Consider the following 24,182-nt stretch of genomic DNA (forward strand, 5'->3'; position numbering starts at 1 on the left):
ATGTAGGCGCTAGGCCCTGGATCCCGCTGCAGACCGGCACCGCCCATACCTAGGACGCCGCTTTGGCCGACTCCAGGCCTGGCCATTCGACAGCCTGGATGACCAGCATCGGCCCGGCACGGGAGGCGGAAGACGCCTGCGCTGACCTCGGGTCCCGGTTCCGGCTCTCAGGTGCCCAGGCACGACTGGAGCCGTCTTTCGATTGGAAGGCAACGGCCTCGATCCCTGCGACGGCACGGGAACCGGGCCTGGAAGGGAGCATTTGGGGCCTAACGCTACGGCGAGGTCGGGTGCCTGACAAATACCCAGATCTTTGTGATTGATATCGCAATCCACTCAATGGACACCACCCTGGGTCAACCCTAGGCATATGCCCAGTGTGAGGTCACGCACATACTGACATGGTGTATCTCATGGTTTCGCCACCCACCGGGTGGACCAGGGCGCCAGCGCCCGCTACGAAGGATGGAGCACTCCATGACAGAAACACTTGATACCGTCTCGGCCCTGCTTGATGATGCACTCGTCGACAGCCCGGAGACCGGCCAATTCCGCGCCAACCGAAATATCTTCACCGATGAAGAGACCTTCGAGCTCGAAATGAAGCACATCTGGGAGGGCAACTGGATTTACCTGGCCCACGAATCCCAGATCCCGAACATCGGCGACTACTTCACCACGAACATCGGCCGCCAGCCGATCGTGATCTCGCGCAACAAGGAAGGCGTGCTCAACGCCCTCATCAACGCGTGCAGCCACCGCGGTGCCATGCTTTGCCGCCGCAAGACCGATAACCGCACCACCTTTACCTGCCCGTTCCACGGCTGGACCTTCAACAACTCCGGCAAGCTGCTCAAGGTCAAGGACTCCCGCGGCGCCGGCTACCCGGAGGGCTTCAACAAGGACGGCTCGCACGACCTGACCAAGGTCGCCCGCTTCGAGTCCTACCGCGGCTTCCTCTTCGGCTCGCTGAACGCGGACGTCAAGCCGCTGACCGAGCACCTCGGTGAATCCACCAAGATCATCGACATGATCGTGGACCAGTCCCCCGAGGGCCTCGAGGTCCTGCGCGGCTCCTCGACCTACACCTATGACGGCAACTGGAAGCTCCAGGCGGAGAACGGCGCCGACGGCTACCACGTCTCGGCCACCCACTGGAACTACGCTGCCACCCAGGCCCGCCGCAGCGCGGGCGAGTCCACCAATGACACCAAGACCATGGATGCCGGCGGCTGGGACAAGCAGGAAGGCGGCTACTACTCCTTCGAAAACGGCCACCTGCTGCTGTGGACCGAATGGCTGGACCCGGCCAACCGCCCGCTGGCCGAGAAGCGCGACGAATTGGTTGCCGCCCACGGCGAAGCCAAGGCCGACTGGATGATCGGTGTCTCCCGCAACCTCTGCCTGTACCCGAACGTGTACCTAATGGACCAGTTCTCCTCGCAGATCCGTGTTTTCCGCCCGGTCGCCGTCGACAAGACCGAGGTCACCATCTACTGCATCGCCCCGGTCGGCGAATCCGACGAGGCCCGCGCGAACCGCATCCGCCAGTACGAGGACTTCTTCAACGCCTCGGGCATGGCCACCCCGGATGACCTCGAGGAATTCCGCTCCTGCCAGAAGACCTACCTGGCCACCGCCGCCAAGTGGAACGACCTCTCCCGCGGACAGGCGCACCAGATCACCGGTGCCGACGAGAACGCCAAGAAGATCGGCCTGGAGCCGATTTCCTCCGGCGCCCGCACCGAGGACGAGGGCCTGTACCCGATCCAGCACGGCTACTGGCTGGACACGATGCGCAAGGCCGTCGCCGCCGAGGCCTCATCCACCACCACCGGCACCACCGAACAGGGGAACAACCATGACTGCAACCACTAACGCCATCGTCACCAAGATCCAGACCGGCGCCGGTGAGGTCAAGCTGGAGGACATCGCGCAGTTCCTCTACCGCGAAGCCCGCTTCCTGGATGACCGCGACTTCGATCGCTGGATCGACTGCTACCACCCCGAGGCCACCTTCTGGATGCCGGCCTGGGCCGATGACGACAAGCTCACCGAGGATCCGCAGCGCGAGATCTCGCTGATCTTCTACGGAAACCGCGGTGGCTTGGAAGACCGCGTCTTCCGCATCAAGACCGACCGCTCCAGCGCCACTTCGCTGCCGGAGCCGCGCACCGGGCACAACATCTCCAACGTCGAGATCGTTTCGGTCGACGGCGACAAGGTCGATGTGCGCTTCAACTGGTTCACCCTGTACTACCGCTACCAGAACGTCGACACCTACTTCGGCACCTCCTTCTACACGATCGACTACTCCGGCACCCAGCCGGTGATCATGGCCAAGAAGGTTGTCCTGAAGAACGACTACATCCACCACGTCGTGGACATCTACCACATCTAGTCCCGCCCGGACCGGGGCCCGTTCCCGGCCCGCCGGACTGGTGGTGCGGGGGCGCATCTTGCGCCCCCGCACCACCACCTTGCACCAGCTGCCGCACCACCCTGCACTATTTTGAAAAGAGCCCCCTCATGACCTATCAGGTTGCCCTCGCCTTCGAGGACGGTATTACCCGGTTCATTAAAGTCGGACCCCGCGAAACCGTCGCCGATGCCTCCTACAAGGCACGGATCAATATTCCGCTTGACTGCCGCGACGGCGCCTGCGGCACCTGCAAGGCCTTCTGCGAATCCGGCAAGTTCGACGGCGGTGACTACATCGAGGAGGCACTGACCGACGACGAGGCCGAGAAGGGCTTCTGCCTCCCGTGCCAGATGGTTCCCGAATCCGACCTCGTGCTGCAGATCCCCACGACCTCGGATGTCGCCAAGACGACTGCCACCACCTACTCCTCGACGCTGACAGAGATCCGCCGCCTCTCCGAGACGACCTACGCGTTCAGCCTCGAGATCGAGAACCGCGACGAGCTCTCCTTCCTGCCCGGCCAGTACGTGAACATCGAGGTTCCCGGCTCCGGCGGCCAGACCCGCTCGTACTCCTTCAGCTCCGGCCCGGAGGTCTCCACCCTTTCCTTCCTGATCCGCATCACCGACGGCGGATTGATGTCCACCTACATGCGCGACGTCGCAGCCGTCGGGGACCAGATCAACTTCACCGGCCCGATGGGCAGCTTCTTCCTGCGCGATCCCAAGCGCACGTCGCTGCTGCTCGCCGGCGGCACCGGACTGGCCCCGCTGCTGGCCATCCTGGAAAAGCTCTCGGGCATGGACACCCCCCACCCGACCCACCTCATCTACGGCGTCAACACCGACACCGACCTGGTCGAGCTCGACGTGCTGGAGGACTACAAGTCGCGCATTGACGGCTTCACCTTCGACACCGTCGTCGGGGACCCGAACAGCGCCGCGGAAAAGAAGGGCTACGTCACCAACCACTTCGAGCCGCACCACCTGGCCGAGGGCGACGTGGATATCTACCTCTGCGGCCCGCCGCCCATGGTCGAGGGCGTCCGCCGCCACCTGGAGGCCGAAGGCATCAAGCCGCAGAACTTCTACTTCGAGAAGTTCGCCCTTGCAGTCGTTCCCGATGCGGCCGCGGCGCCGGAGGCACCGGCACCGGCAGCTCCCGCAGAGGAGGCAGTGGAGGCTCCAGCAGCCCTGCCCACCTACGAAATCGGCGAAGAGCACGCAACTTTTCAGGCGCAATTCGACGCGCGCATGGCCCTGGAACTGGCCATCGTTGAACTGACCATGGGCAAGCTGACCCCTGAGCAGCTGGCCGAATTCAAGGTCCTGGCCGAACTGGCCGGCAAGACCCTGTCGGGTGAGAATTTCGTGGACGCCGCGGAATTCACCGTGACCAACGACGCCTTCCACCAGTTCCTGTTCCGCTGTGTCGGCAACGAACACCTGCTGCAGGCGTACAACCGACTGGAGGTCCCCGCGACCATGGCCAAGGTACTGCGCCAGGAGCACTGGATCGACGGCGCCGTCGACGCCGACCACCTGGAAATCGTCGCCGCCTTCGAGAACCAGGACTTGGCAGCTGCCCGCACGGCCATCATGGCCCACAACGAGCACGCCAAGGCCACCATGGCCGCCGCGTCGCGCGCGTCCAAATGAGCGCCGACAACCCGGCGGTGAACCATGCCGCCGCGGCACCACTGCCCGAATCCTTCCACGCGGGCCGTTTCGCCTCCAAGGTCGTGCTCATCACCGGAGCCGCCCAGGGCATTGGCTGGGCAGTGGCCCGGCGCATTGCCGCCGAGGGTGCGGAGCTGGTCCTGGTGGACCGTTCGCCGCTGGTGCACGACATCGCCGAGGGCCTGCGGGCGCAGGACGTCAAGGCGCTGAGCGTCACCGCCGACCTCGAAACCTTTGAGGGCGCGCTGGCCGCGGTCACCGCCGCGGTCACCGAATACGGCCGGATCGATGTGCTCATCAACAACGTCGGCGGGACCATTTGGGCCAAGCCGTTCGAGCACTATGCCCCGGAGGAAATCCAGAAGGAAATCCAGCGCTCGCTCTTCCCGACCCTGTGGATGTGCCGCGCGGCGTTCCCGGAAATGGTCAAGGCCGGCTCCGGAACCATCGTGAACGTCTCCTCGGTTGCCACCCGCGGACTCAACCGCGTCCCGTACGCCGGAGCCAAGGGCGGGGTCAAGGCCATCACCTCGGCCCTGGCCATGGAGGGGGCAGCCCACGGAATCCGCGTGGTGGCCACCGCCCCCGGCGGCACCGAGGCCCCCGAACGCCAGGTAAAGCGGGGCCCGGCCCCCGAAGGCGAGCAGGAGAAGGCCTGGTACCAGCAGATCGTTGACCAGACCATCGATTCCACCCTGATGAAGCGTTACGGAACCCTCGACGAACAGGCAGGACCCATCGTGTTCCTGGCCTCCGACGAGGCTTCATACATCACCGGCAGCACCCTTGCGGTGGCCGGAGGGGACCTCGGCTAGATAGGTATCTTTCAATTGCATGCAGGCGGCGGTATCCCCGCCGCCTGCGTGCTATCCACGGCCCGCCGCCCGATTATCCTTCGGGTCAAGGCTTCCACCCCGCAGCCTCACGCTGCGGCACTTGTCCGTGCCCCGAAACCCCGCACAAAGCCGTGCGCCCGGGGCCCATAAAAATATGGAGCAAATCGTGAAATCACCGGAAGCAAGCGCCACCAAGAAGCAAAAAAACACCGTCCACTGGGTCGTCGCCATCGCCGCGATCGCCCTGATCTTTGATGGATACGACCTGGTCGTCTACGGCACCGTCGTCTCCACCCTGCTCAATGACCCGACCCAGCTCGGTGCAATCGGACCGGCCACCGCAGGTGTGCTGGGAAGCTGGGCACTGTTCGGGGTCATGGTCGGGGCCTTGGTCACCGGCGCGATCGGTGACTACCTCGGCCGCCGCAAGATCATGATCGCCGGCATCATCTGGTTCTCCGTGGGCATGGGCCTGACCGCCCTGGCCCCGAACGTCATCGCTTTCGGCGCCCTGCGCTTCGCCACCGGAATCGGCGTCGGCGCACTGGTTGCCACCGCAGGTGCGGTCGTGGCCGAATTCGCACCCAAGGGCAAGCGCAACTACTACAACGCCATCGTCTACTCCGGTGTCCCCGTGGGCGGGGTCCTGGCATCACTGCTGGCCATCGTCCTGCTGGACCTTGTCGGCTGGCGCGGGCTCTTCTTCATCGGCGCAACCCCGCTGCTCTTCCTGCTGCCCATGGCGCTGACGAAGCTGCCCGAGTCCCCGCAATGGCTCATGGCCCGCGGCCGCACCGAGGAAGCCGAGCGCGTCTCGATCCGCACCGGCGTCCCGATCGCAGAAACGGCCCCGACGCACGGTGCCCACGCACTTGTATCCGAACCGGTCGACACAAAGATCGGCTTCCGGGCACTGGCCTCCAAGAAGTACGCCCTGCCCACCTTGTTGCTGGGCCTGATGAGCTTCGCCGGCCTGATGCTGACCTACGGCCTGAACACCTGGCTGCCGCAGATCATGACCCAGTTCGGCTACGGCAAGTCCTACTCGCTCGCCTTCCTGCTGGTACTCAATGCCGGCGCCGTCTTCGGCGGGTTGATTGCCTCCGTGGGCGCCGATCGCGTCGGTGCCAAGCGCGTGGTTTCCACGACGTTCTTCCTCGCCGCGGTGGCCATGGTGATGCTGACCCTGCAGCTTCCCTTCGGAATCCTGCTCGGGCTGGTTGCCGTGGCAGGCGTGGGTACCATCGGCACGCAGGTGCTGATCTACGGGTTCGTGTCCAACTACTACAACAGCGCCGCCCGCGGCGCCGGGGTTGCCTGGTGCGCCGGATTCGGTCGCCTGGGCGGCATCTTCGGGCCGTTGATCGGCGGACTGCTCATCGCAGCAGGCGTGCAAAACCACGTCGCCTTCTACGTCTTCGCGGGAGTTGCTATCGTTGGTGCAATGGTGACCGCCTTTGTTCCCTTGCGCAACTCCGAGACCCAGCTGCCGGCCGGCTCCGCGGCACGGGTCAAGATCGCCAAGTAACCACAGGTCGGCTGCAGAGCCGGCCACCGGGGGCCGCGTGGACAAGGATGTTCGCGCGGCCCCCGTCTTTATACATTGAAAGGTTGGCTGGGGCGGATCCATGCATCAACAACGAACACTGGCGCTCATGGCCCGACTGCTGCAGTTGGCCGAGGCCGGCAGCGCCCAGCTGGTGGTGGTCAGCGGGCCGGCCGGGTGCGGGAAAAGCGCCTTGGTCCGGCGTTTCATGGACAACAACAAGCACCTTGCCTCGTGGAGTGCCTCGGGCGCGAGGTGGGAAAAGAACGTTCCCGGATCGGCCTTGCAGGAATTGCTCGGCCCCACGGACACTGATGACTCCCCCCTTGCCGAAGGCCTGCTCGCCTTCATCCGCAATGCGGGAAGGCAAAGCGGAATCCTCTTGCTGGAAAACCTGCAATGGATCGATGCCCAGTCCCTCGCCGCGTTGCTGTTTGCCTGGCGGCGGCTGCGCACCGAAAAGCTGCTGGTCATTCTGACCCTGCGCGAGGAGGAAGCTGCCTTCCTGCCGCCGGGTGCCCGCGAACTTCTCGAGTCACAGCACAGCACCACGATCGACCTGGATCCGCCCACTGCTGCCGCATTGAAGGAAATTTCCGTGTCCCGGCTCGGCGTGGACCTCTCGGCGGCCGCGGCCGACCAGTTGGCCGGCTACACCGCAGGCAACATCCACACCGCCTTGGAACTGATCCGGGAAAACCCCGACGAAACCTGGAACCACCTGAACCACCGGTTCCCGGCTCCCCGGGCCGTCACCGCAGAGGTCTCCGAGCGGTTGGACGCCTTGTCGGTGCCTGCCCGCTCCGTCATCGAGGCCGCCGCCATCCTGGGCGTTGGCCCCCGGCTGGAACGGGTCGTCGCCCTGGCCGAGGTCGGGGACCCGCTGCCCCTGCTGGAGGAGTGCGTGGCCTCCGGGCTGGTGGAGGTTGCCGGCAGCGGCGGAAACCTTTCGCTGCTGTTCAACGGCCACATCAATCACATGGCCGTCTACCACCTGGTCCCTCTCTCGCGCCGCCTGGCCCTGCATGCAGCGGCTGCCGCCCTGGGCGAGAACGCGGGCGACGCGCTGGCACACCGCGCCGATGCCACGTTGCTTTCCGATCCAGCCCTGTCACACCAGCTGGAGCTCTTTGCCGAGAGCCAGGCGGGCAAGGGCGAGTGGGCTTCGGCCGCCATAGCGCTGCACCGTGCCGCGCATCTTGCGACCCACGCCGAGGACCGCGAGCCTCTCCTGCTCAAGGCCGTCGATGCGACGGTGGCTGCCGGCGAACTGCCCCGCGCCCTGGCCTACTCCGAGGAACTGGCTTCCCTGGCGGCCAGCCCCGAAAGCGACCTGCTCTCCGGTTACATTGCCATCCTCCAGGGCCAGGCGCCGACAGCTGACCGCTGGCTCTCCCGCGCGTGGTCGGGCGCCGAGGACGCGCAGCAAATCGACATCATGGCCACCGTTTCCCAGCGCCGGGTCCTTGACTCGCTGGGCCGGCTGGATGGGCACAGGATTGTGTCATGGGCCGAACGGACCCTGGAGCTGGCCGAAGCGGAAAGCCCGGTGGCCGTGGAGTCCTCGGCCGTCCAGGGACTGGGCCTGGGCATGTTGGGCCGGGGGCCCGAGGGTGAGAAGATCCTGTCGCGTATGCTCGCCACCTTGCCCGCCGGCGCCCAGCGGCAACGCGCCGAAATGGCCATGGGATGGCTGCACGTGGCCGGGGACCAAATCGAACTGGCCCGGCACGAACTGATGATCTCCAGCTCCACCGACTACACCGAAGGATCCCACCGCATCGCCCTGTGGGCCAGGGCCTGGCTGGCCCGGGCCGAGTATTCGGCCGGCGACTGGGACCAGGCCCTGGAGACCGTGCGTGCAGGCGTCGCACTGCAGGAACGATCCGGCATCGAGCTGGTTCGCCCCCTGCTGCACTACACCGCGGTGCAGATCCACGCCATGCGAGGGGAGCAGGAGGAAGTCGAGGCCCACCTGGCCAAGGCCTGGGCCAGGACCGGAAGCTACGAGGTCATGCAGGTGCCCTACCGGATGGCCAGGGGTGCCTCGGCCCGCGCCCGCGCCGACTACGACGAGGTCATCCTGGCGTTGGAGCCCCTTTTGCTGCTGGACCGCTCGCGCGGGATCGATGAGCCGGGGTTCTGGCCGTGGCACGACATGTACGCGGATGCGTTGGTGCGCAAGGAACGCTATGACGAGGCCCTGGAGTTCATGGAGCCGCTCATGGCGGCCGCCCGCAGGTGCAAGCACCGCTCGACCACAGCACGCTTCCTGGTGGTGCGCGGGCAGGTGCTCGCTTCACGCGGCGACCTGGAAGGATCTCGCGACGCGTTCGAGGAGGCACTGGCCCTGTTGCAGGGGCTCACGCTGCCGGTGCTGCGGGCAAATGTCGAGTACGCCTACGGGCAGTCGTTGCGCCGCGCAGGCAAGCGCGGCGAATCCGCCGGTCCGCTGACCCGTGCGCTGGCAGGTTACACGCAGCTGGGGGCGACGATTTACATCGAACGCTGCAACCGCGAACTCAAGGCCACCGGCATCAGCGTCCCGCGCCGGGACGCCGCCGACTGGTCCTCGCTCACCTCGCAGGAAAAGGCGGTGGCCTCGCTGGTTTGTGCAGGTGCCAGCAACAAGAAGGCCGCCGAGGAGCTGTTCATCGGAGCCAAGACGGTCCAGTACCACCTGACCCGGATCTATGCGAAGCTGGGCGTATCCTCGCGCACCGAACTCGCCGCGCGGTATCGGGACGCCGACAACTAGCCTTGGGAATGCCGGATGGCCGGGCGTAGCCTGAGTACATGGAATCCGACGTCCTGAAGCTGCGTCTGGCCACGGGGATCGAGGTGCCGTGTTTCGTCCACGGCGACGTGGATGCCAGGCCGCTGATGTTGCTGCATGCGTGGGGAGAATCCCGGAGAAGCTTCGACCGCCTGGTGCCCAGGCTCGCCGGCTTCAGGGTTCTTGCGCCCGACCTGCGGGGGCACGGTGATGCGGAAAAGCCCGGGGACGGCTATTCCCTGGTGGCACAAGCTGCCGATGCCGCAGCCATCTTGGATGCCTTGGATGTACCTGCTGCATTCGTCCTTGGCTCATCCAGCGGCGGCTACGTGGCCCAGCAATTGGCCGTAGACCACGGTCAACGGGTGCAGGCCCTGGTGTTGGCTGGAACCCCCTTGACCCTGCGGAGGCGACCCGAATTCGCGGATTCGGTCGAGGCCCTCACGGATCCCGTGAGCGTCGACTGGGTCAGGGATTCCCTGTCCTGGTTTCCCCTGCAGCATGCGGTTCCAGAGTGGTACCTTCAGGACCGGGTGCTCGACGGTGCGGCAATGCCCGCGCACATCTGGCGGGCCAGCTTGGCGGGCCTATGCCAAGCCACGCCGCCCACCGAATCGGGAACCATCGATGCGCCGGCCTTGATTCTGTGGGGTGGACGGGACCCCGTGCTTTCGCGGACGGATGAGGAAATCCTGTGCCAGCGGATCGCAGGTTCCTTCCTGAAAATCTATCCGGAGGCAGGGCATCTGGTCCTGTGGGAACGCCCTGCCCAGGTGGCAGCGGATACGACGGCTTTTCTTGGCTCGCTCGGTTGAGCCTCCCATGATCGACAAGATGGCAGCCGGCTGGGCATTCTTGGCCGCGTCGATTCCATCCGCCAGGGGGCCGAGGGTGCGGGGAACCTGGGACAAAGAAGCGAGAGGCCCCGGACAGCGTCATTGCTGTCCGGGGCCTCCGGCACGTGTCCGTGCTGCTGTGGACGAAAGTTTAGGCGGCAAGCATTGAGGTGTGGTGTTCGGTGGCCTGCAGGGCGGAATAGGGAAGCTCGCGCTCCGCTTCGGGCATCCATCCGGTCCAGGCCCAGTGGTTTAGTTCCTGGACGGTGTCGGTGGTGGTCCGCGAGTTGCGCGCGGACCGGTGTTCTCCTGCGGTCTTTCGCCGTGTCGAGACAAACATGATGTGCTCCTTTGGGGCCAAGTAATGCATGGATTTGATGGTTGAATGATCCGCACCGTCGGTGCGGACGCTCAAGTGGTGTTACGGGATGAATGGCTGGAAGGACCTGGCGCCGGCGAACCAGCTTTCACCCTGTCCGTCCTCGAGTCGTTCACCGATCCGGCGGAACGTGCCCTCGTGGAAGAGCAGCGGATTCGCATTCCCCAGTGCCACCGAGCTGACTTCGCCAACCACGATGATGTGGTCGCCTCCGTCGTAGTTGTTCCACGCCCGGCATTCCAGCGTGGCTGCGTTGCCCACCAGCACCGGGACGTTTCCATTCAGGACCCACTCGGGTTCGCAGTCCATCGGTTCGCCGGCGAAGTGCTTGGCCGCCTCCAGCTGGCCGTCCGAAAGGATGTTGATGGCGAAGGATGAGCCATCCAGGTGCTTGGCGGCCCTGGAGCTGCGGGTCAAGATGATCTGGGCCAGGGGCGGATCCATCGACACCGCGGCGAACGCCGTCACCATGGCGCCGTAGGGTTTGCCGTCAGTGCCCTGTGTGGTGACCACCGTGACGCCGGTGGTGAATTGCCCGAATACGCTCCGCAGTTCCATCGCGTCCACCGGTTTTGACATGGTTTCCTGGGTCATTGCGGGTTCTCTTTCACATCAAATTACAGGGGTACGAAATGGGTCTTGGTGTTGTCTTGGTACCCCTTTGTGACGCCGCGCGCGGCATCACGGAAAGCATGGTGGTACGACAACGGCGGGGTCCCCGAATGCATTCCGGGAGCCCCGCCGTGACGAGGTGGGGGTGTGGACCCTACTTGGACTCGGGGTCAAGCACGAAGTCGTAGGTCGTCTGAACGCCTTCACCCTCGGTTGCCGGCTCGATGTCCAGCAGCAGTTCCGGCTTCACAGCGGTCGCGATGTCGTCGTCGTTGTGCGCGTCGCCCGGGAAGTACAGCTGGGCGGTGAGCAGCTCGTGGCCCGGTGCGGAGACCTTCAGGTGCAGGTGGGCCGGGCGCCAGGCGTGCCATCCGGCGGCGGCGATCAACTGGCCGCAGGCACCGTCGGTCGGGATCTGGTACGGGGCAGGCTGCATGGTGTTGATCTGGAAGTTGCCTTCCTCGTCTGCGATGAAGGTGCCGCGCAGGTTCCAGTCCGGGATGTTCGGAGCGAACTGCGAGTAGAAGCCTTCTTCGTCCGCGTGCCACAGCTCGATCTTGGCGTTCTTCAGTGCCGAGCCGTCGGTCGAACGGACCTGGCCCTGGAAGAGCAGGTGGGTGCCCTTCTCGTCCTCGCGCATCTCGATGGTGGCCGGGGACTTCTGCTCCGGGGAATCCGGGATGTAGTACGGGCCCTCGATGGAGCCCTTGTTGCCCTCGCGGTGGTCGGTGGCGACTTCCTCGACCGAGTGCTCGAGCCACACGTCCATGAACAGCGGCCATTCGCCGTCTTCGCCGACCTTGATCAGCCATGCCTTCAGTGCGTTGAACTCGTCGTAGCTGACGCGCTCTTCGAGGATGATGTCGTTGGCGGCCTTGATCAGCTTGCTGGCCAGCAGGTTGACGCGCTCGACGTCGGCGGTGATCGATGCCGTCTTGCCGGACTGGCGGAAACGGTCGGTGGCGGCGTTGCCTGAGGCTGCGGCGCTTGCGGTGGTTTCGGTGCTCACGAGTTGCTCCTTCTATCTCCAGTTGGAGGGGGGTGTTGATGCGCTGGTCCGGCGTCACATGGTGCGGTGACTACAGTCACAACGACTTTCTATGCATTCAATGTATGCCGGTTATTGAGAAGAGGGAAATACTTCTTTCCGATCCATTGAGACGCTCTGCATATAGGACCGCAATTGGCAGCCTTTCTTGCAATTAACGCCCCGCGGCCAATGGAATGGGCCGGATCCAAAGGACCCGACCCATTCCGCATCATCCCTGCGGCGTTCCCGCCGCAGATCCGCCTAGCGGATCGAGTTCGGGTGCTTGGCCAGCGGCGTGACCTTGATCTTCATGTACGGGTACATCGGGAAACCGCTGAGGATCTGGTGCAGCTCGTCGTTGGATTCGACGTCGAACAGCGAGTGGTTGGCGTACTCGCCGACGATGCGCCAGATGCCTGCCATCTTGCCGCTGTTCTGCAGCTGGCCCGAGTATTCCTTTTCGCGGACCTGGAAATCGGCGATTTGGGCCTCGGTCAGGTGGGCCGGAAAGGTTACGTCCATGCGGGCTAGGAATATCATGTCTTCTCCTGGATTAAGCGTGGTTGGTGGGTGCTAGTTCTGGCGGTAGCGGGCGAGTTTTTCTTCGTCAATGGCTGCGCCGACACCGGGGACGTTGCGCACCGAGATGCGGCCACCGCTGATGCGGATGGGCTCGGCAATCAGGTCATCGGCCATGTCCAGGAAGTTGGAGAGCTCACCGGCGCGGCGGTTGCTCGCCTCATGGGCGGCACCGAAGGTCACGGTGGCCAACGATCCGATCTGGGTGTCGATCTGGTTGCCCATGGTGACATCGACGCCGAGCCCGGTGCACAGGCCCAGGATCTCCGTGGCTTCGGTGAACCCGCTGCGGGCGGTCTTGATGCAAATCGCGTTCGAGCCACCGGAGAGCAGTTCTCGGGATACGTCGCCTGCCGTCGGCACCGACTCGTCGCCCACAATGGGGATCGGGGACTTTTCCACGAGCCGGCGGCGGCTCATGGCTTCCTTCGCATCACAAGGCTCTTCCAGCGCCGTCAGGCCCAGGCCCTCGGTGCGGCGCAGGACTTCCATGGCCTCGTTTGCGGTCCAGCCGCGGTTGGCATCCAGGTAGAGCTCCACGTCTTCGCCGAGTCCGGCGCGCAACACGTGGCAGGCCTCGATGTCCAGGGCCAGCGGGCGGCGCCCGACCTTCAGCTTGAAGGTGGTGATGCCGTACTCCTCGCCGAAGCGCAGCGCCTCGTCGAGCAGTTCCTGCGCCGGGCGGAAGCCGAGCATGTGCGAAACGCGCATCGAGTCGGAGTATCCGCCCAGCAGCTTGTGCACCGGGGTGCCCAGCGCCTTGCCCAACAGGTCCCACAGGGCGATGTCGATGGCACCTTTGGCGACCTGGTTGTGGATGGTCCGGGCCATCACCTCGTGCACCTTGCCGCGGTCAAAGGGATCTAGCCCGATCAACTGCGGTGCGAAGACGTTGTCGATGATCGTGATGATCGATTCCTGGGTCTCGCCATAGGTGTAGGGCCGCGGCGGGGCATCGGCCTCCCCCACCAGTCCGTCATCCGAGTGGATGCGCACCAGCACGTGCTCGGCATCGGTGACCTGCCCGCTGGCAAACTTGAGCGGGTGCGTATAAGGGATCGAATAAGGGATTGCTTCGATGCGTAGGATCTTCACGCCGGGTTTCCTTCCGTGGGGGCTGGAGCCTCAAAGAGGTCCAAGAACTTTTTCAGCAGTGCGGTTTCGTTGTCGGTTTTCCAGGCAACGGCAAGATCGACCGCCGGCGCATTGCGCAGCTGGCGGAAGACAATGCCCTGCAACGCGAACATGCGCCGGGCGGTGGGGACCAAGGCGACGCCCATCCCGGCCGCGACGAACGACAGCAGGGTCGAGGTTTCCTGGGTCTCCTGGACAATTTGGGGGCTGAAGCCCGCCTGGCGGCAGGCCTCGATGGAGATGGTGTTAACCGCGGAACTCAGCGGGTAGGTGATAAAGGGTTCATCGGCCAGGTCCGAGAGGTCAAGCAAGCCACGCGATGCCAGCTCGTGGTCCTCGGGCAGGGCCACAACCAGCTCGTCCTTCTCCAAGAACTTCAGGCTCAGTTGGCTCGAACGGATTGGCGGTCGTAGTACGGCGACATCCACGCGCTGCTCTTCCAGCGCGATTTCCATTTCGGGCGTGAGCATCTCGCCCTGTACGTTCAGGCGCAGGCCGGGCATGTGGACCCGGGCGGCCTGCACGATCATGGGCATCAGTCGGTAGGTGGCTGTGCCGGAGACGCCGACCCGCAGTACGCCGCTGGCTCCCTGCCCCACAAGCTTGACGTCTTGTTCGAGCTTGTCGATCTCGGCCAGCAGCAGCCGCGCCCGGGTCAGGAGCAATTCGCCGGCGGCGGTGAGGTCGACCTTGCGCGTGGTGCGCACCAACAGCTGGGTGCCCAGCTGCTCCTCGAGCGACTTGATTTGTTGGGACAGCGGAGGCTGGGCCATGTGCAGGCGCTGGGCCGCACGGCCGAAGTGTTTTTCCTCGGCCACCGCAATGAAGTACCGCATCTGACGTACTTCCACGTCGTCCACCTCCGGTCATGGAGCACCGATGTGCACCACTGCCAGATTAGGACGCAAAGATTACTTATGGGAAATACATGTATGCGCGCGATTCAGATCCAATAAGTATCAGTGGCGCTCCCGGCTTCCGCACGGGTGAGATCAGGGACACGGAACGTGCCGCCCTTGCGGTGCCTAGGGGCTCGTTGCGCAGGAGGACCGGGCCGCCGCGATGAATGCTTCGATCAGGTCTACATCCTTGGTACCGCGGCTGGACTCCACCCCGGAAGAAACATCCACGCCTGCCGGGTGCAGCGTGCCCACCAGGTGCGCGACATTCCCCGGGTTCAGCCCCCCGGCAAGGATCCAGGTCCCGGCAGGCGGTGCCTCAACGAGTTCGGTGGCGTCGAAGGCGACGCCGGCTCCCGGCTCGACCGCGTCGAGCAGGATCCGCCCGGATTCCCAGCGCTGTCGTTCGGCGTCATCCAGGGCGCGATAGCCGTCGATTGAGAAGGCCCGCAGCGTCGCGAAACCCTGGGCGTGCAGCGCCTCGAGATCCGCGTACGGTTCATCGCCGTGCAGCTGCACCGTGCCGACACCCGCCCGGAGGGCGAGGTCGATGACGTCCTGAACCGGCTGGTTGCGGAAGACCCCGACGGTTTCGACATGCTCCGGCACCTGCGCGACGAGTGTCCTCACGAGTTCCGGTTCGACGGTTCGCGGACTGCCGGGGGCAAAAACGAAGCCCACCGCGTTGGCGCCGGCGGCGACGGCCGCCGCGACGGTCTCCGGTGTGCGAAGTCCACAGATCTTTACGTACAGCTCGTGATTCACTCGGTGCTTCCGCGTTGGCTCGTTGATGGCGTTTGCCTCCATGCTACTTCTCAACGCGCATGCTGAGCATCACCGCGCGCAGCAGGCGGTAATCCCGGCTCTGCATGATCTTCCCGGCATCCGCGAGGCTCACGTGGTCGTCATGGAATCCCAGTTCCTCGGCCAGGTCATCGGAACTTGTCAGCTGCGCCACGAGGCCCTGCTTCGGCAGGAAGAAGCTCAGCGCGGGGTTCATGTCCCGCGCCTTGGTCGCTGCCGCGTCGTTGAGCATCAGCAGCACCTTCTGTTCCCGGGTCTTGCCCGGGATGTCCAGGACGAAGTGTTCGAAGACCACCTCGGCAGGGGCAAGGAAGCCCCCTTCCACGGGCGTGGATTCCAGCACGGTGCGCTTGTAGGTGCTGGTGTCCCCGTCGATGTCGGTGGCCGAGTCGGCACGGAATTCGGCGATCTCGTTGCCGTCGGAATTCTCGATGTCCCATTTGGTGAAGGGGTCCGCCAGGGGCTTGGCCGTGGCGTTGCAGTTGCTGCAGTCGTCCTCCTCGATGTTCCAGTCGGGAGGGTATCGAAAGCTCAGCCCCTGGGTGGCGAACGTCTTCCAACCCGTGGTGTCGACTTCTTCGGCGGGCTTCGGTGAGGGAGTTGCCATCGCACTTCCCCCCTCCACGGTCACGGGCCGATCGGACGGTTCCTGTGGCGGGCCGAAGGGGGTCGAATCGACGGTGCTGGAGTCGTTCGGAGCCCATTGTCCGGGGTCCGCGCATCCCGACAGGAGGAAAAGCCCGAGCAGCGAGGCGATGCACAGGGCCCCGGTCATTGCCTTCGGTTTGCCGGATACGGTGGCGTCGGCGCACTTACTCATCGGTTGTCTCCTGGGCGCGAGTGCCAAATCGGACATCGATACCTTCCCCACTGTGCCCCATCCGATACGCGCTTGCAAAGGCCTGAAAATGCCCGGTGCGATGCGCGCACTGCGCGTTGCACCGGCATCCGGCCACTTTTCCCGGAAGTACCAACACGCATGTCAGTTAATCAGCAGTGCGGGATCCTGCATAATCGAGGCGACATCGGCAGTGAACTGCGCCGACACAACAGGGGCTTCCCGCCCATAATCCCAACGATCACGGACGGGAAGTGAGAGTGGGGACAGGACTCAGAAGGATCTCGCCCGGACCGAAAGCATGACCTGCTTCATCGTCCGGTAGCGCTCACTGTCCATGAACTGCCTGGCATTGCCCAACGTGACGTGGTCCTTGTCCATGCCGCCGGCTTCCGTGAACTCCGGCGTGGTTTGGATCCAGATCGCTGCCTCGGCCCGCGAGTGGAAGACAGGCAGGAAGGGGTCTTGGCCACGCGAGGGCGACACGAAAGGATAACGATCAGTCCAGCAGCAGCGCGGGCTCCTGCATGATGGCAGCCACGTCGGCCATGAAGCGCGCCGACAGGTCCCCGTCAACCACGCGGTGGTCGAAGGAGCCGCCCAGGGTGGTGATCCAACGCGGGACCACCTGGCCATCGACAACCCACGGCTTCTGCCGAATGGTGCCAAAGGCGAGGATTGCGACTTCGCCGGGGTTGATGATCGGGGTGCCGGTGTCGATTCCCAGCACGCCGATGTTGGTCACCGTCAGCGTGCCGCCGGTCATGTCCGCAGGCGAGGTCTTGCCGGCCCGGGCGGTAGCAGCCAGGTCGTTGAGCGCAATCGCCAGTTCGCGCATGGAGAGATCCTGCGCTTCCTTGATGTTGGGGACCAGCAGGCCGCGCGGGGTGGCTGCGGCGATGCCCAGGTTCATGAAGTGCTTGACCTGGATCTCCGCCCCGTTCTCGGTCTCGACCCAGGAGGCGTTGACGGAGGGGTTGCGTGCGGCCGCCCAGATGACGGCCTTGGCCAGCACCAGCAGCGGAGAGACCTTGATGCCCTCGAAGTCGCGGCTCTTCTTCAGCCGGGCCACGTATTCCATGGTGCGCGAGGCATCCACGTCCACGAAGATCGACACATGGGGGGCGGTGAAGGCCGATTCGACCATGGCCTTGGCGGTGGCCTTGCGAATGCCGCGCACCGGGGTTCGGATGAGGCGTCCATCCTCTTCCTGGCCCTTAGCCGACCAGAACATCGGTGCGGCGTCGCGTTCGGCCTCGCGCTGGGCCTTGTAGGAGAGCACGTCATCGCGGGTGATTTCGCCCCGGCCACCGGTGCCGGTGACCTCGGTCAGGTCCACGCCGAGTTCCTTGGCGACCTTGCGCACCGGCGGCTTGGCCAGGACACGGTCGACGAATGCTGCCACGGCGGGCTTGGCTGCCGCGGTCAGTCGGGTGGAAGCCTGGCCGATTTCTGCGGCGCGCCGGGAAATCGTGTCGGCAAGCGCTGCCGGGATCACCGGGGCGGCCCCCTGGGCACCTGCGCCCTTGGCGGGCTTGTTCGTTCCCGGGCGGCTGGTGCGGGCACGGCGCTTGACGGCATCGGCCTTGGGGCCCGAACCGACCAGCGGGCCGGGTTCTTCGCTGGCGACCGGGGTGTCGGCCTCGGCAATGTCGGCCACGTCAGGCACATTGGCCAGCGGGGCTGGCCGGGAACCGACCTCGTCAACGCTAAACAGCGGCGAGCCAACGGCCAGGGTCTCGCCCTCGGCCGCATGCAGTTCCTTGACCACTCCGGCGTAGGGGCTGGGCAGCTCGACCAGGGACTTGGCTGTCTCGATTTCCACGAAGACCTGGTTGACCACCACGGTGTCCCCGGGCTTGACTTTCCAACCGACGATTTCGGCCTCGGTGAGGCCTTCGCCGACATCGGGAAGGTTGAAGGTGCTCATCGTCTGACTCCTTTTAAGAAACAATGCTGCAGCGGTGCGGTGGCGCTCGTGCGCACCACTCAGTTAGTAGGCGAAGGACCGATCGAGTGCTTCGAGGACCTTGTCGATGTCGGGCAGGTATTGTTCCTCGACCTTGGCCACCGGGTAGGGCATGTGGAATCCGCCCACGCGGATGACCGGGGCCTCCAGCGAGAGGAAGGCGCGCTCCCCCACGCGGGCAGCGATTTCCCCGCCGATGCCGCCAAAGGTCGGGGCCTCGTGGGTCACGATGAGCCGGCCGGTCTTTTCCACGGATTCGGTGATGGTGTCGAAGTCGATCGGGGAGACCGAGCGCAGGTCGATGACCTCCACGCTGCGCCCGTCCTCGCGCGCCGCCTCGGCCGCCGCCAGGGCGACGGGCACCAGCGGGCCGTAGGTGACGATGGTGGCGTCCTCGCCGGGGCGGATGACCTGGGCCTTGAAGGCGTCGGCAGCCGGGTTGGCCGTGTCGACCTCGCCCTTGAGCCAGTAGCGGCGCTTGGGTTCGAAGAAGATCACCGGGTCCTGGCAGGCTGCAGCCTGCTGGATCATCCAGTAGGCGTCGTGCGCATTGGACGGGGCCATGATGCGCAGGCCCGCGGTGTGCGCGAAAAGTGCCTCCGGGGATTCGGAGTGGTGCTCGATGGAGCCGATGCCGCCGCCGTAGGGAATGCGGATGACCACCGGGGCACCGAAGCGGCCCTCGGAGCGGGCGCGCATCTTGGCCAGCTGGGTGGTGATCTGGTTGAAGGCAGGGAAGACGAAGCCATCGAACTGGATCTCGGCGATCGGCGAGTAGCCGCGGATGGCCATGCCGATGCTGGTGCCCACGATTCCGGCCTCGCCCAGCGGCGAGTCGATCACGCGGTCCGGTCCGTAGGTGTCGATCAGCCCGTCGGTGACGCGGTAGACCCCGCCCAGGCGCCCGATGTCCTCGCCGATGAGCAGGGACTTGGGGTCGTTGGCCAGGACCGCATCGAGCCCGGCGGTGATGGCCTTGGCCAGGGTCATCGTGGTGGTGCTCATCGGGTGGCCCCTTCCTCGGTGGTGTCGGCGAATCCGGCCTCGTATTCCAGGTGCCACTTGAGCTCCTCCTGGATCAGCGGGTGCGCCTCGGCGTAGACATTTGCGAAGGACTGGGCGAGTGACGGATCGGGGAACGCCATGGCTTCCTCGCGGACCCGGGTCGCCATCTCGTCTCCGTCAACGGCGACCTGCTTGAAGAAGACCTCGTCGGCCAGGTCGTTGTCCTTCAGGTGCTTTTCCAGGCGCAGCAGCGGGTCGCGTGCGACCCAGGCTTCCTCGTCGGCACTCATCCTGTACTTGGTCGGATCATCGGCCGTGGTGTGTGCGCTCATGCGGTAGGTGACTGCCTCAATCAGGACCGGTCCCTCGCCGCGGCGGGCTCGTTCCAGGGCCCAACGGGTCACAGCCAACACCGCGAGCACGTCGTTGCCGTCGACGCGGATCCCGGGGAAACCGTAGCCGGCGGCACGCTCGGCCAGGGGCACCTTGGACTGCACGTGGAACGGAACCGAGATGGCCCACTGGTTGTTCTGGCAGAAGAAGACCACCGGGGAGTTGAAGCTGGCAGCAAAGACCATGGATTCGTGGACCTCGCCCTCGGTGGAGGACCCGTCCCCGAAGTAGGCGACCACGGCGGTGCCGTCTTTTTCAAGGCGTTCGGCGTCCCAGCCGGCCTGGTCGCGCTGCACGCCCATGGCGTACCCGGTGGCGTGCGGCATCTGGGCCGCGAGCACCATGGTGTACATGTGGAAGTTGTTTTCCCGGGGGTCCCACCCGCCATTGGAAATGCCTCGGAAGATCCGCAGCATCTGGGGGAAATCGACGTTGCGGGTCAGTGCCACGCCGTGTTCGCGGTAGGTCGGGAAGATGTAGTCGTTGGGCCGGGTCGCCCGACCCGAACCGATCTGCGCCGCTTCCTGGCCTCGCAGCGGAACCCACAGGGCCAGCTGGCCTTGGCGCTGCAGCGCGGTGGCTTCCTGGTCAAAGCGGCGCGTAAGCGCCATGTCGCGGAAGAACCCTCGCAACATTTCCGCGTCGACGTCCTGGATGTAGCTGTCGTACTCGGCGTGCGAGCGACGTTCCCCTTCAGGGGTAAGTAGCTGGATCAGCGCCTGCTCCGAGGGCTCGTGCACGGTGTTGGTCATACCGAGGGCGTCCTTACGTACATGAAATATGCCCCGCGCGGAATAGATTCCGCATGGGGCATATAGCGGTTTTGTCTGTTCTAGCCTAGCGGTGAAACGCCGCAAATCACGACTTATCCGCCCCTAGGAAAGCGTCGAGCCTTTTGGATAGTTCCGACAAAGCTCAAGGAAGCGGGTGTTGGCCTCTTCCTCGCCAATGCTCACCCTCACGCCTTCGCCGGCGAACCCACGCACGGCCAGTGCTTGCTCCGAAGCCAGCTCAACGAATTCGGCGGTATTGGCGCCCAGCGGCAACCACACGAAGTTGCCCTCGGCAGCCGGAATCTTCCATCCGAGTTCCTCGAGACCGGCAACCACGCGGGTACGTTCGTCAACGATCCTTTGTACCCTTTCCACAACCTTGTCATAGTGGGCCAGGGAGGCCACGGCAGCATCCTCGGCCACGGACGAGACGGCGAACATCGTCGCGGCGACTCGAATGTGTTGGGTAACCTCCGGGTGTGAGACCGAGTACCCCACGCGGAGGTTCGCCAGCCCGTGCGCCTTGGAGAAGGTCCGAAGCACCATCACGTTCGGGTGGCTGCGGTAGGTGTCGATCCCGTTCACGGCCTGCGTGTCCCGCACGAATTCCTGGTAGGCCTCGTCAATGACGATCAGCACGTTGGAGGGAACCTTGGCGATAAAGGCCTCGACCTGGTCTCGCAACAACGCCGGACCGGTGGGATTGTTCGGGGTGCACAGCAGGATCACCGAAGTGCGTTCGTTGACCGCCGCCGCCATGGCGTCCAGGTCGTGGCGTCCATCGGCCAGCAGGGGAATCTGCACGGGCAGCGCCCCTGCGGTTTCGACCACGATCGGGTAAGCCTCGAAGGATCGCCAGGCAAAGATCACTTCGTCCTGGACACCGTCATCGTCCTGGCCGGCAAAGGTGGCCAGGATCTGGGTCAGCGCACCGAGCGAACCGGCACCGGTGACGATGTCATCGACAGGGACCGAAAGGAACGCGGCCAGCGCGGTGCGAAGCTTCGTCGACATTGGATCCGGGTAGCGGTTAATGTCGAGCTGGGCGCGAATCGCTTCCATGACCTCCGGGATCGGCGGCAGGGGGGTTTCATTCGAAGAAAGCTTGTAGGCGTTCAGGCCAGGTATTTCGCGAGGCGGCTTGCCCGCAACATACTTCGGCATCCGGCCGATGACGGTGCGGGGCTGGACCGGGTCGCGAGGCGCTGGGTTTTCGGTGGTCATGACCCAAAGCTTAGCCCTTGCCTTCGCGGCGTACCCCATGTGTTGCATTGGCAATCTCTCTCCGGGAATCGGCTGGCCCACGCGGCCGGAACGCAGAAAGGTATGCCAGTATGGGTCCATGATTGCGTTCATCCTCCGGGTGGTGATCAACGCGCTGGCCCTTGCGGCCGCCGCGTGGGTCCTGCCTGGCATCACTGTCACTGCTGCACCGTCCTCGGACAAAACCGTTGGCCTGGTCTTGGCCTATTTGGTGGTGGGCCTGGTCTTCGGGCTGGTCAACGCGGTGGTCCGGCCCATCGTGAGTTTGTTGTCGTTGCCCATCACCTGCTTGACCCTGGGTCTCTTCACCTTGGTCATCAACGCCGGCATGCTGATGCTGACCTCGTGGTTGACTCAATACTTGCCCTTCGGGCTGCACGTTGACCAGTTCTTCTGGGACGCCATCATCGGCGCCCTGATTGTTTCCATCATCTCCGCCGTGATGGGTTGGATCGCTCCGGCCAAACGGTAGCGTCCCCGCCCGAAGCCAGACCCGGCGAGCGGTTCGCGCCCTAGCGCGACGGAGCAATCCTGTTCAGGCGGCCGTGCTTCCCGTCCTTCGCGGGCACCTTGATCCTGGGTTTGGGTTGGCGGGCCAATTGGTACGATCGGACCTTTCCCTGCCTGGACCGGCCAAAAAGAGCACCCAACAATCCAAGCGATTCAACGACTCCGGGATCGGTGGCACCACGCAGCTCCTTGGCATGCGAGTTGTAGTTCTCCAGCTTGTGGGCCTCGCCGAATCCGTCGTTTCCCAGGTTCCTTGCCCGGTCAGGACCGTCGAAGACAACCGTCAGGCGGTTGCGCTCATCAGGGTTCGTGGTCCCGTCGGTACCGGGAACCAGGTCGTATTTGTCTTCCAGATGCAGGGCATGGGTGTCACTCGGAACCGGGGTCCGCCCCGTCGGGGCGCCGAACGTTGAAAGATGCTGGAAGTCAAAGAGCTTTCCGAGATGTTCGTTATTCACGATGTTGACGGCGTGGATCCCTCCTTGGCTATATCCGGTCACCACCACGCGGTCCCCGTTGCGTGCTCCGGACTGTCTCAAAGCGTCCTCAACGGCGGGGACAAGATTCTTCGAATCATTGCCCATGCCCTCGATGATGCCAACCCCGTCCCAGGGGTTTCCCGGATCTTGTCCGGGCTCCGCGCCCTCGACCCGGCGGACGTTCCCTTGGCGGTCCAGGGGCGGATCGGATTGGGTCCCGGGAATCGTCAACACGTAGACACTGCCTTCGAGGGCTTCGACCTGGGTAATGAGAAGGCTGCCCGGAGGTTCGCGTTCCGCCACCTTCTGCAAGTCCACCAGGGATTCGATGCTCCCGTCGAATTCCACAACCTGATCCGGGCCATGTCCGACCACCTCGATCGGCCGCAGGTGCACGAGGTTCTGGTCGCTCAGGAAGTCGGTGAGTTGCGGGTAGAGACGGTCGGTCACCGAGGAATCAAACAGGCCACCGTGCTCGGTGTCGCGCAGAAACCCAAAGGGCAGGCCGGGGGCGTTCGGCAGCTGGTTGATGATGTCTTCTGTTGTTTGCGTGCGCGGCCGGCCTTTGTTGCTGGCCAGGTCCCACATGATGGTCAGCGGCAATTGGCTCCCGCGCGCTTCGTTCACTTTGCGTTGCACCGCGGATTCGGCCTGCTCGTAGGTGATGCGCGCTGTAGAGACCTTCAACGCCAGCACTCCCGTCTCCGCGGCTCGTGCCGTGCATGCCCCGGCAGCCTCGGCCACCGCTGCCACGGCGCCAAGCACGCGCGCACGCAGCAACACCGTTCCCAGCGCCAGCATGCTTGCCGGGATCTGCGGGGACCTGGCCAAGAAGGATGTCGCTTCCAACAGGTCCGCACCGGCGCCCGTGAGCATCGAGGTGGTTCGTTCCATTTCGGTGATGGAAAACCGGATAGAGCCCAGTCCCCCGTGCACTTCGTATCCCATATCCGTCTTGCTCCCCTTTCGCGCCTTACAACCCACCGAACAACCCGCGCGGCACGGCACCGGGCGTGAGGATGGGCCCCAAAGTTCCCGTGGTGGCCAGGATGGTCGACTCGAGCTCGGCCAAGTCGGCGCGAGCGGCCCAGATTTCCCCGCGGGCCGCTTCCAACCTGGTGTCCAGGTCCGCGACATTGCCGGCTAGTTCCGCAGCCCGGTCACGGAACGCCCTTCCGGCCGGGGATTCCCATTGCAGGGTCTGCACCTGTTCAAGTTGTTCGCGGGCCCGGTACACAGCGGCTTGGGCGGCAACCACCCGCATGAGCATTTCGTCGGCAATGGCCTCCAACATGGTCTTTTCACCGCATCCTTTCCATATCCGGACCGGTTTCCCGGTGTCGTTGTCCTGGACCCAACAGTGACTGCAGCCGGCCCCGGCGGCGCGCTGGAGACGACGACGTGTGGATAACCGTGAAGT

Annotated in this window: 23 protein-coding genes; 8 read left to right on the top strand and 15 right to left on the bottom strand. The window is 64.7% G+C overall.

Annotation, left to right across the window (positions count from 1 at the left end; all coding sequences use genetic code 11):
• Positions 1-477: 477 nt before the first annotated feature.
• The 7 genes from benA to OIU93_RS07810 all read left to right on the top strand — a co-directional run bounded on the left by benA (position 478) and on the right by OIU93_RS07810 (position 10,074).
• On the top strand, positions 478-1,878 hold the full coding sequence (benA, locus tag OIU93_RS07780) for a benzoate 1,2-dioxygenase large subunit (protein ID WP_264269520.1): 1,401 nt from the start codon (positions 478-480) through the stop codon (positions 1,876-1,878).
• Positions 1,862-2,401 (top strand): benzoate 1,2-dioxygenase small subunit, encoded by a 540-nt coding sequence (gene benB, locus OIU93_RS07785; RefSeq protein WP_264269521.1) that lies wholly within the window; start codon positions 1,862-1,864, stop codon positions 2,399-2,401. Before benA ends, benB begins: the two co-directional genes overlap by 17 nt.
• Positions 2,402-2,529: 128 nt before the next feature.
• Positions 2,530-4,080, top strand: coding sequence for a benzoate 1,2-dioxygenase electron transfer component BenC (benC, locus tag OIU93_RS07790; protein WP_264269522.1), 1,551 nt, complete (start codon positions 2,530-2,532; stop codon positions 4,078-4,080).
• A complete protein-coding gene (locus OIU93_RS07795) occupies positions 4,077-4,916 on the top strand; it encodes a 1,6-dihydroxycyclohexa-2,4-diene-1-carboxylate dehydrogenase (RefSeq protein WP_264269523.1) in 840 nt (279 codons plus the stop codon). Before benC ends, OIU93_RS07795 begins: the two co-directional genes overlap by 4 nt.
• Positions 4,917-5,103: 187 nt before the next feature.
• Positions 5,104-6,465, top strand: coding sequence for an aromatic acid/H+ symport family MFS transporter (locus OIU93_RS07800; protein ID WP_264269524.1), 1,362 nt, complete (start codon positions 5,104-5,106; stop codon positions 6,463-6,465).
• 100 nt (positions 6,466-6,565) lie between these two features.
• On the top strand, positions 6,566-9,241 hold the full coding sequence (locus OIU93_RS07805; protein WP_264269525.1) for a LuxR C-terminal-related transcriptional regulator: 2,676 nt from the start codon (positions 6,566-6,568) through the stop codon (positions 9,239-9,241).
• A 38-nt stretch (positions 9,242-9,279) separates the two neighbouring features.
• Positions 9,280-10,074 (top strand): alpha/beta fold hydrolase, encoded by a 795-nt coding sequence (locus OIU93_RS07810; protein ID WP_264269526.1) that lies wholly within the window; start codon positions 9,280-9,282, stop codon positions 10,072-10,074.
• A gap of 172 nt (positions 10,075-10,246) precedes the next feature.
• On the opposite strand, the gene OIU93_RS07815 is transcribed toward OIU93_RS07810, so the two are convergent.
• The 13 genes from OIU93_RS07815 to OIU93_RS07875 form a co-directional block, all read right to left on the bottom strand.
• Positions 10,247-10,435 carry a hypothetical protein gene (locus tag OIU93_RS07815; RefSeq protein ID WP_264269527.1) on the bottom strand — a complete coding sequence of 63 codons (189 nt, stop codon included), beginning with the start codon at positions 10,433-10,435 and terminating at the stop codon, positions 10,247-10,249.
• 81 nt (positions 10,436-10,516) lie between these two features.
• Positions 10,517-11,068, bottom strand: a complete 552-nt coding sequence (locus OIU93_RS07820) for a flavin reductase family protein (protein WP_264269528.1) — start codon at positions 11,066-11,068, stop codon at positions 10,517-10,519.
• Positions 11,069-11,240: 172 nt separating this feature from the next.
• On the bottom strand, positions 11,241-12,095 hold the full coding sequence (gene catA / locus OIU93_RS07825; RefSeq protein ID WP_264269529.1) for a catechol 1,2-dioxygenase: 855 nt from the start codon (positions 12,093-12,095) through the stop codon (positions 11,241-11,243).
• A 282-nt stretch (positions 12,096-12,377) separates the two neighbouring features.
• Positions 12,378-12,656, bottom strand: coding sequence for a muconolactone Delta-isomerase (gene catC / locus OIU93_RS07830; protein WP_264269530.1), 279 nt, complete (start codon positions 12,654-12,656; stop codon positions 12,378-12,380).
• Positions 12,657-12,689: 33 nt separating this feature from the next.
• Positions 12,690-13,790 (bottom strand): enolase C-terminal domain-like protein, encoded by a 1,101-nt coding sequence (locus tag OIU93_RS07835; RefSeq protein ID WP_264269531.1) that lies wholly within the window; start codon positions 13,788-13,790, stop codon positions 12,690-12,692.
• Entirely contained in the window at positions 13,787-14,680 is an 894-nt protein-coding gene (locus OIU93_RS07840) for a LysR substrate-binding domain-containing protein (protein ID WP_264269532.1), read from the bottom strand. Before OIU93_RS07840 ends, OIU93_RS07835 begins: the two co-directional genes overlap by 4 nt.
• Before the next feature lie 174 nt (positions 14,681-14,854).
• Positions 14,855-15,535 (bottom strand): phosphoribosylanthranilate isomerase, encoded by a 681-nt coding sequence (locus OIU93_RS07845; RefSeq protein ID WP_264269533.1) that lies wholly within the window; start codon positions 15,533-15,535, stop codon positions 14,855-14,857.
• Between the two features lies 1 nt (position 15,536).
• On the bottom strand, positions 15,537-16,352 hold the full coding sequence (locus OIU93_RS07850; RefSeq protein WP_264269534.1) for a hypothetical protein: 816 nt from the start codon (positions 16,350-16,352) through the stop codon (positions 15,537-15,539).
• Positions 16,353-16,643: 291 nt separating this feature from the next.
• Positions 16,644-16,856, bottom strand: coding sequence for a hypothetical protein (locus tag OIU93_RS07855; RefSeq protein ID WP_264269535.1), 213 nt, complete (start codon positions 16,854-16,856; stop codon positions 16,644-16,646).
• A gap of 13 nt (positions 16,857-16,869) precedes the next feature.
• Positions 16,870-18,300: a dihydrolipoamide acetyltransferase family protein gene (locus OIU93_RS07860; RefSeq protein WP_264269536.1), complete on the bottom strand. Its 1,431-nt coding sequence runs from the start codon at positions 18,298-18,300 to the stop codon at positions 16,870-16,872.
• Positions 18,301-18,363: 63 nt separating this feature from the next.
• Entirely contained in the window at positions 18,364-19,344 is a 981-nt protein-coding gene (locus OIU93_RS07865; RefSeq protein ID WP_264269537.1) for an alpha-ketoacid dehydrogenase subunit beta, read from the bottom strand.
• Positions 19,341-20,489 carry a pyruvate dehydrogenase (acetyl-transferring) E1 component subunit alpha gene (pdhA, locus tag OIU93_RS07870; RefSeq protein ID WP_264269538.1) on the bottom strand — a complete coding sequence of 383 codons (1,149 nt, stop codon included), beginning with the start codon at positions 20,487-20,489 and terminating at the stop codon, positions 19,341-19,343. Before pdhA ends, OIU93_RS07865 begins: the two co-directional genes overlap by 4 nt.
• Before the next feature lie 123 nt (positions 20,490-20,612).
• Positions 20,613-21,734, bottom strand: a complete 1,122-nt coding sequence (locus tag OIU93_RS07875; RefSeq protein ID WP_264269539.1) for a histidinol-phosphate transaminase — start codon at positions 21,732-21,734, stop codon at positions 20,613-20,615.
• Between the two features lie 118 nt (positions 21,735-21,852).
• Between OIU93_RS07875 and OIU93_RS07880 the strand changes: the two genes are divergently transcribed.
• A complete protein-coding gene (locus OIU93_RS07880) occupies positions 21,853-22,245 on the top strand; it encodes a phage holin family protein (RefSeq protein ID WP_264269540.1) in 393 nt (130 codons plus the stop codon).
• Positions 22,246-22,285: 40 nt separating this feature from the next.
• On the opposite strand, the gene OIU93_RS07885 is transcribed toward OIU93_RS07880, so the two are convergent.
• Complete coding sequence (locus tag OIU93_RS07885; protein ID WP_264269541.1) at positions 22,286-23,656, bottom strand: hypothetical protein; 1,371 nt, start codon at positions 23,654-23,656, stop codon at positions 22,286-22,288.
• Between the two features lie 79 nt (positions 23,657-23,735).
• Positions 23,736-24,056 (bottom strand): hypothetical protein, encoded by a 321-nt coding sequence (locus tag OIU93_RS07890; RefSeq protein WP_264269542.1) that lies wholly within the window; start codon positions 24,054-24,056, stop codon positions 23,736-23,738.
• Positions 24,057-24,182 lie beyond the last annotated feature (126 nt).

Source organism: Paeniglutamicibacter sp. ZC-3 (assembly GCF_025847175.2).
Classification (GTDB): Bacteria; Actinomycetota; Actinomycetes; order Actinomycetales; family Micrococcaceae; genus Paeniglutamicibacter; species Paeniglutamicibacter sulfureus.